The 12,256-nt window shown below is 42.4% G+C and carries 11 protein-coding genes; 9 read left to right on the top strand and 2 right to left on the bottom strand.

The features are described from left to right. Nucleotides 1-269: 269 nt before the first annotated feature. Entirely contained in the window at nucleotides 270-3,041 is a 2,772-nt protein-coding gene (locus DMZ48_RS02320; RefSeq protein WP_143953480.1) for a fibronectin type III domain-containing protein, read from the top strand. A 119-nt stretch (nucleotides 3,042-3,160) separates the two neighbouring features. Here DMZ48_RS02320 and DMZ48_RS02315 read toward each other — a convergent pair whose 3' ends face one another. Next, nucleotides 3,161-3,886 carry an arylesterase gene (locus DMZ48_RS02315; RefSeq protein ID WP_242009083.1) on the bottom strand — a complete coding sequence of 242 codons (726 nt, stop codon included), beginning with the start codon at nucleotides 3,884-3,886 and terminating at the stop codon, nucleotides 3,161-3,163. 45 nt (nucleotides 3,887-3,931) lie between these two features. On the opposite strand from DMZ48_RS02315, the gene DMZ48_RS02310 reads away from it, so the two are divergent. The 8 genes from DMZ48_RS02310 to DMZ48_RS02275 all read left to right on the top strand — a co-directional run bounded on the left by DMZ48_RS02310 (nucleotide 3,932) and on the right by DMZ48_RS02275 (nucleotide 11,003). After that, a complete protein-coding gene (locus tag DMZ48_RS02310; protein ID WP_143953479.1) occupies nucleotides 3,932-4,621 on the top strand; it encodes an ABC transporter ATP-binding protein in 690 nt (229 codons plus the stop codon). Then, a complete protein-coding gene (locus DMZ48_RS02305) occupies nucleotides 4,614-7,148 on the top strand; it encodes an ABC transporter permease (RefSeq protein WP_242009082.1) in 2,535 nt (844 codons plus the stop codon). The genes DMZ48_RS02310 and DMZ48_RS02305 overlap by 8 nt, the downstream gene beginning before the upstream one ends. Before the next feature lie 21 nt (nucleotides 7,149-7,169). Further along, nucleotides 7,170-8,150, top strand: coding sequence for a DUF1028 domain-containing protein (locus DMZ48_RS02300; protein ID WP_143953478.1), 981 nt, complete (start codon nucleotides 7,170-7,172; stop codon nucleotides 8,148-8,150). Nucleotides 8,151-8,264: 114 nt separating this feature from the next. Continuing rightward, on the top strand, nucleotides 8,265-9,284 hold the full coding sequence (locus DMZ48_RS02295; protein WP_199287923.1) for an amidohydrolase family protein: 1,020 nt from the start codon (nucleotides 8,265-8,267) through the stop codon (nucleotides 9,282-9,284). Nucleotides 9,285-9,414: 130 nt separating this feature from the next. Next, nucleotides 9,415-9,621: a hypothetical protein gene (locus tag DMZ48_RS02290; protein WP_143953477.1), complete on the top strand. Its 207-nt coding sequence runs from the start codon at nucleotides 9,415-9,417 to the stop codon at nucleotides 9,619-9,621. Between the two features lie 138 nt (nucleotides 9,622-9,759). Next, entirely contained in the window at nucleotides 9,760-10,212 is a 453-nt protein-coding gene (locus DMZ48_RS02285; protein WP_143953476.1) for a DM13 domain-containing protein, read from the top strand. 125 nt (nucleotides 10,213-10,337) lie between these two features. After that, nucleotides 10,338-10,577: a hypothetical protein gene (locus DMZ48_RS02280; RefSeq protein WP_242009081.1), complete on the top strand. Its 240-nt coding sequence runs from the start codon at nucleotides 10,338-10,340 to the stop codon at nucleotides 10,575-10,577. Nucleotides 10,578-10,703: 126 nt separating this feature from the next. Continuing rightward, entirely contained in the window at nucleotides 10,704-11,003 is a 300-nt protein-coding gene (locus tag DMZ48_RS02275) for a hypothetical protein (RefSeq protein ID WP_143953475.1), read from the top strand. 4 nt (nucleotides 11,004-11,007) lie between these two features. On the opposite strand, the gene DMZ48_RS02270 is transcribed toward DMZ48_RS02275, so the two are convergent. Beyond that, a complete protein-coding gene (locus DMZ48_RS02270; RefSeq protein ID WP_143953474.1) occupies nucleotides 11,008-11,673 on the bottom strand; it encodes a response regulator transcription factor in 666 nt (221 codons plus the stop codon). Nucleotides 11,674-12,256 lie beyond the last annotated feature (583 nt).

Here is a 12,256-nt window from a genome sequence, read left to right as displayed (position 1 = left end):
ATAGACATGCATTTCGTCGATAAAACATAGAAAATATTTTACTTCATACTCAAAACTGTGAGTTTTTTCCTAATTACTGTCATATTTAAGAGTCATTTGCGTAGAAAATTAGCTTATTAGACTGATTTAACGTAACTTACAACTGCAAATGTTAAAGTTAGAATTATTGAGATCCGAAAATAGTTTTTGCCCGTAAAACTATTAATGTCGATTGCAGAAGTGCAATTTTAAGGAAGCCCCGATTAATAAATTTAACTAAAGAAAAATTTATGAAATTTAACCTACTGAGAGGCATGGCCCTATTCTCAATTATTGCCTCAATTTTTGTTTCGTGTGAAACCGAAGATTTTGAAGATCTGATTAAACCTTCAGATAAAGAAGCCCCAAGCGCAGTTTTCGGTCTCATCGCTACACAGATAACTACCAATTCTGTTACTCTTTCATGGGATGCTTCAACGGATAATGTTGAAGTGACGAATTATGAAGTATATAAGGATGGAGAGAGCATTGGATATTCCGATGGAGAAACTACCTATAAGGTATCCGACCTGGAAAGCAGCACAAAATATCAATTTACAGTTTTGGCTAAAGACAGCGCAGGCAATTTCTCTGATGAAGGTGAATTGCTCAACGTTACCACGGCTGCTGAAAAAGATACTGAAGCTCCTTCCGCCCCTACGGCACTTAAAGCGAGTAATATTACCGCAAATTCAGTAAAACTGAGCTGGACTGCCGCTGAAGACAATGTCGGCGTAAATACGTATGATATATTACAGGATGATAAAGTCGTTAAAACTGTTGAAGGTGACGTAACCACGATTTCTATCGACGGACTTGAGTCGGTGACGGAATACAAGTTCAAGGTTATTGCTAAAGATGCTGCCGATAATGCATCTGAAGCCAGTAACATTGTTACTGTAAAAACCAATGAATTAAAAGATACTGAAGCGCCAACAGCTCCTTCGAACCTCACAGCCAGTGAGATCACTGCAACGTCAGTGAAGCTAACCTGGAAAGCATCCGAAGATAATGTAGCGGTATTTGCTTATGATATCTATCAAAACGGTACTATCGTCAAAACTCTTGAGGATGCAACGGCTACTACAATAGTTATAAACGCACTGGAATCAGGAAAAGAGTATAAATTCAAAGTAGTTGCCAGAGATGCTGCCAAGAATGCTTCTGAGGCGAGTAATGTGGTAACTGTACAGACAAAGGTAAGTGCAGATACTGAGGCCCCAACGGCTCCTGCGAACCTTGCAGCTTCAAACATCACAGAAACAGAAGTGACGTTGACCTGGAATGCATCTGAGGATAATGTAGCGGTGACCGCTTACGATATCTATCAGAATGGTACACTCGTTAAAACGGTGACTGCAGATAAGAACACCGTTGTGATCAGCGGTCTCGAGTCAGGTACTAAATACAACTTCAAAGTCGTAGCTAAAGATGAAGCTGGCAATAACTCAGACGCGAGTAATGTAGTATCTCCTACCACAAAGGCCGGAGAAGATAAAGAAGTGCCAACAGCACCCGCAAACCTGACTGCATCAAATATCACTGAAAGTGCTGTAACCTTAACCTGGAAAGCATCCGAAGACAATGTTGGTGTAACAGCATACGACATATACCAGAATGGTGCCGTGGTTAAAACCGTGACTGGTGATAAAGTTACCGTTACGATTACCGGACTTGATGCGGATACAAAATACAATTTCAAAGTCGTAGCTAAAGATGCTGCTGATAATGCATCTGAGGCAAGTAACATCGTATCTGCTACTACTAAGGCCGGAGAAGATAAAGAGGCACCAACGGCTCCTGCAAACCTCGCTGCATCAAACATCACTGAAAGCGCGGTAACCTTAACCTGGAAGGCATCCGAAGACAATGTTGGTGTAACAGCATACGATGTTTACCAGAATGGTGCTGTGGTTAAAACCGTGACCGGTGACAAAGTTACCGTTACGATCACTGAACTTGAAGGTGCTACCAAATACACATTCAAAGTTGTCGCTAAAGATGCTGCAGGTAATGCCTCTGAAGCCAGTAACATTGTGTCTCCTACCACAAAAGCTGTAGAGGATACGGAGGCGCCATCCAAGGTAACCGGATTGCAAGCAGTAACCATCACTGAAAACAGTATCACGATCAAATGGACTGCGGCAACCGACAATATCGGTATCGCATCTTACGATGTACTTGTAAACGGTGCCGTAAAAGGAAATGTGACTGAGGGAACTGCCTTTACACTGGATGGATTGAACGGTGGAACTGTGTACCAGATCACCGTAAGAGCTAAGGATGCAGCAGGAAACCAAGGTGCAGTAAGCGACGTACTTGAGGTGACAACAAAAGAAGCTGCGGATACAGAAGCTCCGACAGCCGTTAGCGGCCTAAAGGCCAGCAACATTAAGGAATCATCATTGACCCTTAACTGGAATGCTGCTACCGATAACAAAGCTGTAACAGGATATGAGATCCATCAGAATGGATCTAAGGTAGGAACAACCACCGGTAACACGTACTTCAATGTAACAGGGTTAACGGCTGGAACAAACTATAACTTTGTAGTGTACGCCTTTGACGAAGCCGGAAACATGTCTTCTCAAAGCAATCAGGTAACAGTAACCACACTTACTGAAGCTCCTACAAAGAAATTGAGTGAGTTAATCGAAGAGCGTCCGGAACTATCTAAACTCGAAGAGTTCCTGACCACTCTTGAAGTAGATCGCACCCTTGAGGAAGATGGTCCTTATACAGTGTTTGCCCCGAACAACGCTGCATTTGATAGCTACGGTCCGCTTCCGGAAGGGTCTGAATTGACCTACTTAATCATCGATCACGTGGCGGGTGGTGCGTTCACAGCTGAACAACTTGTCGAAAAAGGCACTATTCAGGCCGGAGTCGACAACCAAATCACTATCACCAAGAATGCCAATGGTGAATATATCATCAACGGTTCTGCCAAGATTGTTACAAAAGACATTCAGGCAACCAACGGTGTGTTACACATCATTGACAAGATCATCCCATTTAATTAGATCTAAGGCAGGTCGAATAAATAATAGTAGCTATGGAAAAGCCACCTCAAATGAGGTGGCTTTTTATTTTTACGGTCATATGAATGAATCTTTAACGGTTCGATAAGTTGCATTCAGAATCACTGATGTAATAATCCATTCAAAACTTCCCAAACATTACCAGCGACGATCTTCTGTCCTTCAGCAGTCGGATGGATCCCATCATTCTGATTCAACTCCGGAATAGCAGCCACATCCTTTAATAAGAATGGAATCAGTTTCACCTCGTTTTTCACTGCCAACTCCGGAAATATATTTTTAAACTCTTCGGTATATTCAACACCCAGATTGGGAGGTAATTGCATACCGGCCAGTATAATGTCAGTATTTTCGCTTTTGGCACGCACCTTATCGATGATTTCCTGAAGATTCGCACGCGTTTCGGATAAAGGAATCCCCCGGAGTCCGTCATTAGCTCCCAGTTCCAATACAAAAACAGCCACGGGTTGGTCCAGCACCCAGTCAAGCCGGTTCTTCCCGGCTGCCGTGGTTTCACCACTAAGACCGGCATTCACCACCGTATAGGGTAAATCTAATGAATCTATCTTCTTTTGAATAAGCGCAGGAAATGATTCTTCGGGAGCCAAACCCATACCCGCTGTAAGGCTATTTCCAAAAAACAGGATGGTGCCTTTTTTTGCTTCTACCTCCGATATTATCGCATCTTCCTGCTTTTCTAATGTATTCTCCACAGAACTTTCTGTGCTGTTTTCCTTTTTTTCTGAATCCTTACAGGCAGTCAGGGCACATAAAAACATCCCGGAAACCACCATTAACATTCTATAAACCGATCTATTCAAAATCATTTCCTTAATTTGTTTAACCAATGCATATCCCGCAAATTACAAAAGATGGATAAAATTTTAACGATCGATAACCTGAGTAAATCGTATGCCAACGGAAACAACAGGTTAAAAGTACTTGATAACATCAGCTTTGAAATCAAAAAAGGAGAGACATTCTCTATCGTAGGCCCCTCTGGAAGCGGAAAGACCACCTTGTTAGGATTATGTGCCGGACTCGATTATGCCGATGATGGAAAGATCGTTCTCTGTGGAGAGGATCTGACAAAAATGAATGAGAACGAAAGAGCAATGCTTCGTAACCAAAAGGTTGGCTTCGTGTTTCAGGATTTTCAATTATTCCCCACTCTCACAGCATTAGAAAACATCATTATTCCTCTTGAACTTCTCGGTGATAAGAACGCAAGATCAAAAGGTCTTGAACTCCTTGAGAAGGTCGGATTATCGGATCGCGGACACCATTACCCTTCACAATTATCAGGAGGTGAACAACAACGAATTGCATTAGCCCGTGCTTTTGCCAATGATCCGGAAATACTATTCTCCGATGAACCTACCGGAAATCTGGATTCCGATACCGGAATCCGGATTATCGAGCTGCTATTTGACCTAAACAACCAGGCGGGAACCACACTGGTCATCGTTACTCATGATATGGAACTCGCACAAAAGACCGATCATATTCTGAGGATACGGGGAGGAAAGATCGCTGACGAAATTTCGGTTGCTCATGGGTAAAAAGCACTCTAAACCCGGATTAGCATGGATTTTTAAAATGGCCTGGCGGGATGGCAGATCAGGTGTTAGCAAGATTGCACTGTTCATGGCTTCCATCGTTCTTGGAATCGCTGCACTGGTTTCCATTCAATCTTTCGGTGACAACCTGAACAATAATATTGCACTACAATCAAAAGCATTGATGGGTGCCGACTATACTATCGATAGTGATAATTATCCGAATGAAAAGGTCAGACATATTATAGACTCTCTGAATCCCCAGGCTGAGGAGACAAGCTTTTCTTCCATGGCGGCATTTTCTTCTACATCCTCCACAAAACTAGTTGAGGTCAGAGGTTTCTCAGGACAATTCCCGGTTTATGGTAAACTGGAAACCGATCCGGCAGCAGCAGCAGAATCCTACCAAGAGGATAATACAGCACTCGTAGATGCGACGCTGATGTTACAATTCGGACTAAAGCCGGGAGACAGCATCAAACTCGGAAGAAGTAAATTAAGAATAGCCGGATCCCTTATTTCCGTACCGGGAAGTTCAACCTTTTTTGGAGCCATTGCCCCACCTGTCATCATCCCTCTGAAAGCAGCCGAAGAAAGCGGACTTATTCAATTGGGCAGCCGTGTGAACTATGAATTTTATTTTAAATCCGGCCCCGATACAGATCTGGAGGAACTGGATAAGAAGATCGACCCGGTATTGGATGCCGAAGATGCCGATCTTGACACACATAATTCTACCAGCCAACGACTTGGAAGACGCTATGAAAATTTTGGTAAATTCCTGAATCTGGTAGCATTTATAGCCTTACTCCTCGGATGTGTAGGGGTGGCCAGTTCGATCCAATTGTATATAAGAGAAAAACTTCCCTCTATTGCTATGCTCAAATGTATCGGCGCCAGCAAGGAGCAGAGCTTTATGATCTATCTGATCCAGGTTGGATTCATCGGACTCTGCGGTGGTATTATAGGAAGTGCTATAGGAGTGATGCTTCAGTATCTTTTTCCATACCTGTTGCATGACCTCATCCCGGTTGACCTGGTGATCTCCATTTCTCCCCGTGCCATTCTAACCGGTATTTTACTTGGTATGCTGATGGCGATACTCTTTGCACTACATCCCTTGATTAGTACATGGCAGGTATCTCCACTTCAGGTGCTGAGGGTCAGTGATGAGAACACCAAAGGAGCCGGTCGCACCGGATTTTATGTGATCGCCAGTATCGTAATTACACTACTGCTCATATGTTACTGGCTGTTGGGAAGCTGGAAATATGCCCTGTCATTTATCGCCGGTGTTGCAGTCACTTTTGGAATCCTGAGTGGAATCGGAAGAATTTTTATCAAACTTGTGAAACGTTTTTTCCCCTCTCAATGGAGTTTCGAAGCCCGGCAGAGTTTGCTCAATTTGTTCAGACCACAAAACCAGACCCTTATACTCATACTGGCCATCGGAACCGGTACTTTCCTGATAAGTACCCTTTATTTTTCAGGTGACCTGCTGCTTGCCGAGGCTTCCATAAAGAATGATTCAGCCAGTCCGAACATTGTACTTCTCGATGTACAATCGAACCAGTCAGAAGCGGTTGTTAACACCATTGAGGAAACGGGAAATCCGGTACTTGACAATATACCGATCATCACCATGCGCGTAGCCGAGCTCCATGGCAAACCCGCTGATCTTATACGGAAGGATACCACTTCCCATATTAATCGCTGGATCCTTAATCACGAATTCAGGGTAACCTATCGCGATCACATGATAGATACAGAAGTACTGGAAGAAGGTGAATTCGTCCCTGCTGTTTCCTCACGGGAAATGATTCCGGTAACGGTAAGCCGAAATTTTGCGGAAAGTGCGATGGTCAACGTCGGGGATACCGTGAAGTTCAATGTGCAGGGATTGATGATGAATACCCGGATCGCCGGAATAAGAAAAGTTGACTGGAGTAGGATGCAGCCCAATTTTTCGATCGTATTCCCGGTCGGTGTACTTGAAAATGCCCCACAATTTCGTGTGATCACCAGCAAATCTGCCACTCCGGAAAGTGCCGCGAACCTGCAAAAGAAACTAGTTTCAGCCTATCCAAATATCTCTATTCTGGATCTGAGACAGGTCGTCTCTGTAATCGAGGATCTGCTAGACAAGATCTCCTGGATCATCAAGTTCATGGCTTCTTTCAGTATCATCACCGGAATTATCGTATTGTTGGGATCCATCAGAAGCAGTAAATATCAAAGGATCAAAGAAAGTGTTCTCCTCAGAACTATAGGTGCACGAGGTAAACAGATACTTTCCATTGTTGCACTTGAATATCTTTATCTGGGATTATTAGGTGCATTATCCGGAATCCTACTCTCCCTTCTCGCAAGTCAGTTACTGGCGGTGTATATGTTCGAAACTACCTTTACCCCCTCATTATTCCCGTTTGTCGTTTTGCTGCCTACCGTTACACTTTTAATACTCCTTATCGGTGTTACGAACAGCAGAAGCGTAATTACTAGTCCGCCATTACAGATTTTAAAAAAATGATCAACTACCAAAACCATCCATATGAAACATTTATTTTCCCTCGCTCTTCTGTTTGCTATTTGCAATTTTTCCGTTGCTCAGGAAAAGCCAGCTGATCCGTTGGCCCATACTTTTTCAATTGTCGCCCGCGACGCCCGTACCGGCGAAATGGCGGTGGCGGTTCAAAGTCACTGGTTCGCAGTGGGAACTTCCGTTGCCTGGGGAGAAGCGGGTGTTGGCGTTATCGCTACACAGTCATTTATAAACAAATCCTTTGGTCCGCGTGGCCTAACACTTTTGAAGCAAGGAAAATCTCCGGAGGACGCCGTGAAGGCTTTGCTCGCTACCGACGAAGGAAGGGAATTCCGGCAATTGGCAATACTCGACACCCATGGCAGGACTGCGGTGCATACCGGTAAAAGTTGTATCAAAGATGCCGGTGACAGCCATGGGGAAAATTTCTCAGTTCAGGCCAACATGATGCTTAATAACAAGGTGGTACCTGCCATGGTGAAAGCATGGAATGAAAGTGAAACCATGCCCCTCGCCGAACGTATGGTATACGTATTAAAAGCAGCGCAGAACGCGGGAGGAGATATCAGAGGAAAACAATCTGCTGCTCTTTTAGTCGTACCGGGAAAAGCGAGTGAAGAACCCTGGAATGATCGATTGGTAGATCTTCGGGTAGATGATCATACCAACCCCATCGCAGAGCTCGAAAGATTGCTGAAAGTCCACAGAGCCTATGAACATATGAATAAAGGAGACCTCTATGTGGAAAAACTTCAGATGGATAAAGCCATGACAGAATATAATGCGGCTATGGAGATGTTTCCCGACAATCTCGAAATGCAGTACTGGACAGCGATTACACTTGCAAATGATGGCAAGACCGACGATGCACTCCCGATGCTAAAGAAGATCTATGCAGAAGATACAAACTGGCGCGAGCTCACCAAAAGATTGCCGGCCGCAGGACTCCTAACTGTTTCTAAGTCGGATCTTCTACGGTTGCTGGAGTAAGATTTAAATAATAGTGTTTTTTCAGTATTCATAGGTCAAACATCGAAACTTATCCTTAATAATAGGTTTAAAGCGGGTATTTCTTTAATTTAATTGATTCAATAGCAATTTCTGATGAAGATACAATTACTCAGGCTTTTAGTTTTTGCCCTCGCTTTCAGTGGAGGGTATTTGATCATGACGGCGAATCCATCAACCTTCCAAACCTTTGAACAATTCATGAGAGGCAGACCCGTGATCGATGTCCATATGCATCTGACCAAAGGATATGAAGGAAATGAAGCCTATAATCCTCAAGGTTTGACAGAAGGTGATTCCCTTGATCAATTGAAATTAAAATGGACTCAGCAGGAAATGGAACAGAACAATGTAGTGCTCGCCCTTGCTGGCGGGACTGCCAAGTATGCCGGACTCTATGCTGAAGCAGACGAAGATTTCTGGGGCGGACTCCAATTCCCATGCAGTAAACTGGTTGAAATGGAATCACCCTGTGAAAAAGAATTTTTTACCTACGACGAATTAAAAGAACTCTATGAAAAATATGAGCTGAAAATTCTCGGAGAATCCGTATACAATTATTATGGAATCCCCCCCACGGATATAAGACTGGAACCCTATTGGAAGTTTGCTGCAGATATGGATCTGCCAGTTGGAGTACACAGCGATACAGGCCCACCGAAAGTCGATGAAAAGGAGCGACCAAACTACAGTCCGCAATTCGCGAATCCTGAACTACTGGCACCCATTCTTGAAAAATATCCGAATCTAAGGATTATCCTTATGCATTACGGAGGGGGTTATACCGAAGAAGCTATCGCCTTAATGAAGAAATATCCACAGGTGTATTGCGATTTTTCAGCTATCTGTATTATGATGCCTAAACAAATATGGGAACCTAATCTTCGTTTACTTTACGAGGAAGGTCTCGGAGACCGATTGATGTTCGGGTCTGATTACACGGGCACGATAGAACAAAACCTTAGGGTGGTCTATGATATCGGATGGCTGGACAATGAGGAGAAATATAATATCTTGTATCATAATGCTGCGCGTTTCCTCCGCCTTAAAGAAGAGCAGATCATTTCGCATTACCGCGAAGTCAGTACAATGTACCGCAAACGATCACAACGTTAAATTAACAACAGATATTTCTTAAAACTTAGGTAATATTGACTTAACCCAAAGCTTAAGTCACAGCAGTATTTTTGATGATTAGCGGATAGGCGCTCCTTAACACTTAGCTATCCGGATTACAGAAATGCTTATGAAGAAGATTTTTACCCTGCTTTGCATACTCTTACTAACCAATAGTTGTGAAAAAGACGAAACCTGTGATTGCAGGTATTATACAGAAGTCGGTCAATATCTAAAACAACCGTACACGCCACAGGATGTAGATGACAACCCTGATAAATATACCCGTGCATATCTCGATAAAATGAATGCTGAGTGTCAGCAAACCTGTGATTGATCGAGGTAGTTTCACAGACCTGATTTTTCTGAACCACTAAACCGCTGTAATGCACACTTCAGCAAATGTAACATACGTTGATCTGTAAGGATACTTCAGGATCCCCGACCCAATTAAAGTAACCAATACACCAACCCTATGAGATCTTTGCTTTTATTGCTGGTTATTTTATATGCCATCACCATCTCCTGTAGCAGCTCTGATGATAGTTCTCCTGTTAATAATCCCACGGTAAACACTCCGGATGAAATGGCCATGGATGAGGAGGATGATTCCATGACAGAAGATGATTCCCTACTTATGGGTGATTTTATCAGCGTGGCTCACGACACGGAAGGAAAAGCGAGTGTCAACAATGAAATGACTGAAATTTCGCTTTCTGATTTCAAATCTGATGATGGCCCCCTACTGGAGCTGTATCTGGCCACCGATGAAAATGCAACTGATTATATCACACTGGGGGAATTAAAAGGACTCGAAGGAAATTACACGTATGACATCCCTGAAAATGTCAATTTCGAAACTCACAAATATCTCATCGTTTGGTGTGTTGAATTTTCGGTGAATTTTGGATATGCCGTTTTGGAATAATCAAACTTTCCTTTCATAATGTCGATGATCTGAAGTGGAGGTTGATATGTTTAAAAAATTTTCAACACATATATGTTGTGTTTTGACATCTTTTTCATACATTAGCCATCAATAAATCCTTGATCATGATAAAGCACCTGAAAGGTAAATACCTTACTCAGGGGTTCCTTATTGTTGCTTCGGTATTTCTATTTTCCTTCGGAAGTAGTGAAACCAAGGTATATATTTGCAAAGGCCCTTCCAGTAAGAAATACCATTTAACACCGAAATGCCGTGGGCTTAGTAATTGTTCCACAAAGGTCTATGAAACAACCCTTAAGGAAGCCCGTGAACTTAAACGCACACTTTGCGGATGGGAAGACTAATTTTAAAAAAGAATCTCTTTTAACGAATAAATCTGAATTTAGACTTTTTATTTTCTTCTCATACGGAAAACCGTAATGACCTTCAGCATAATTATATTTAATTTAAATTCATAACACTACACTGTAATGAATTTAAAAGAAATGATTAAGATCCGGTTCGGAAAGGACCTTCCTATTGACGGTGGTGATGGAAGTTCCCCTGAGAACGCCATTATTATTACCGATGACTTTTATGGTGCCCACGAGGTGGAATATATCACTATAAAATACATAGCCCTCCTGAATAATATGGTATTACAACATTTAGGCCATAAGCTAATCCGAATAAACGGAAAACCTATGGATGTTATTCATATGCTTTCTGCCATTGACGGCGACGTTAGTGAGGTTGATTTTTACTTCGACATCACAGTTTGCATGAAATGAGCCTTTAAATGAACCCAAGATCCTTAAAGATCGCCACCAGGTGAATCGCATTGTTCGCTTTAAACTGAATCTTCAGTTTATTGATACGCTTTTCAATAGAACTAAGACTGCTTGGGGATATATGATGCGCTCTGAATAATTTGCTGATATCATCCTGAGAAAGCCCAAGTGAAAGTTGTTTGATCAGTTCGACATCGAATTCTTCCACCTCGAGATCAGACCTCGGATGAAGGGCTTGAGAAACTTCAGGCGACAAATAGTTCTGAGCATCATAGACTGCACCGATAGCCATCTCCAATTCCTGTAAACCACGTCTTCCCTTACATACATATCCGTCAAGTCCGAAATTATTACAAAGTATTCTGATTCTTTGTAAACGATCTTCCATGGAATAGGCGATCACTTTTAATTCAGGAAAATATTGCTTTGCTTCAGCAATAAGATCATCGCCGCTATGGAGGCGTTGTTCTCTATGGTCTGATTTAAATGAAAGATCCGTGATCAGAAGATCGTATGGGGCCCCGTCAGTTACTCCCTTTTTCAGCTTTAACCAGGCATCATCACAATATTGTACCTGATCGACTTCTGCAATCCCCAAAGATTCGGCGACAGACCTTACCCCAGCATTTATACTTCCGAGATCATCTGCGATTAAAACTTTTCTAAACATTTAAAACGTAATTTTTGTACTAAACCCGGCATCTACTGCCGATTCAAAACTAATATTTACTCCTGCGATATTTATACGGTTTTCCGTATCGTAGGGTAGATCTCCTCAGATCACTACCTATCTGAAAGCAATGACGACCGTATTATCATTTTGTTCTGCCAGAAGGTTCTAACGCTTTGAAATATATAGAACCATCATTATCAGACCCTGCCAACTCAGCTATACCACTTGAAGCAGCTAAACACTGTACAACTGGCATTTCCATTACCTCCGGAAGCCTGATGTACGCCGCCAGGCTACCTGCTTTTTACCCATACGTTTCGGTTATGAAAATAGTATAAGAAGCCATATAAAATTAGTAACAGCAGTAGCTGATATAAAGAGGTCCATATCTCAAATATAGATGCATTTTTCAAACCGAACAATGATATAGGTTATGAAACGGAGGTGAAAAATGCCGTTTAACAACGTTAAAACAACATTTAAACACATATAATGGTTATACTGGCAGCCCTAACTTTTTGGCTATTACCGGAATACTGCTTTCACTTTCCAAAGGATAATTTAATAGCCTCTTTGAACA

This window comes from Robertkochia solimangrovi (genome assembly GCF_007279655.1).
Lineage (GTDB): Bacteria > Bacteroidota > Bacteroidia > Flavobacteriales > Flavobacteriaceae > Robertkochia > Robertkochia solimangrovi.
The sequence above is the reverse complement of the archived record's forward strand: the minus strand, read 5'-3'. Positions and strand labels throughout refer to the sequence as shown.

Bases quoted from the DNA above. Each gene is read 5' to 3' on its own strand.
- DMZ48_RS02300 (WP_143953478.1), top strand. From the start codon at position 7,170: ATGAAACATTTATTTTCCCTCGCTCTTCTGTTTGCTATTTGCAATTTT.
- DMZ48_RS02310 (WP_143953479.1), top strand. From the start codon at position 3,932: ATGGATAAAATTTTAACGATCGATAACCTGAGTAAATCGTATGCCAAC.
- DMZ48_RS02305 (WP_242009082.1), top strand. From the start codon at position 4,614: ATGGGTAAAAAGCACTCTAAACCCGGATTAGCATGGATTTTTAAAATG.
- DMZ48_RS02320 (WP_143953480.1), top strand. From the start codon at position 270: ATGAAATTTAACCTACTGAGAGGCATGGCCCTATTCTCAATTATTGCC.
- DMZ48_RS02280 (WP_242009081.1), top strand. From the start codon at position 10,338: ATGATAAAGCACCTGAAAGGTAAATACCTTACTCAGGGGTTCCTTATT.
- DMZ48_RS02285 (WP_143953476.1), top strand. From the start codon at position 9,760: ATGAGATCTTTGCTTTTATTGCTGGTTATTTTATATGCCATCACCATC.
- DMZ48_RS02290 (WP_143953477.1), top strand. From the start codon at position 9,415: ATGAAGAAGATTTTTACCCTGCTTTGCATACTCTTACTAACCAATAGT.
- DMZ48_RS02295 (WP_199287923.1), top strand. From the start codon at position 8,265: ATGAAGATACAATTACTCAGGCTTTTAGTTTTTGCCCTCGCTTTCAGT.
- DMZ48_RS02275 (WP_143953475.1), top strand. From the start codon at position 10,704: ATGAATTTAAAAGAAATGATTAAGATCCGGTTCGGAAAGGACCTTCCT.
- DMZ48_RS02315 (WP_242009083.1), bottom strand. From the start codon at position 3,886: ATGATTTTGAATAGATCGGTTTATAGAATGTTAATGGTGGTTTCCGGG.
- DMZ48_RS02270 (WP_143953474.1), bottom strand. From the start codon at position 11,673: ATGTTTAGAAAAGTTTTAATCGCAGATGATCTCGGAAGTATAAATGCT.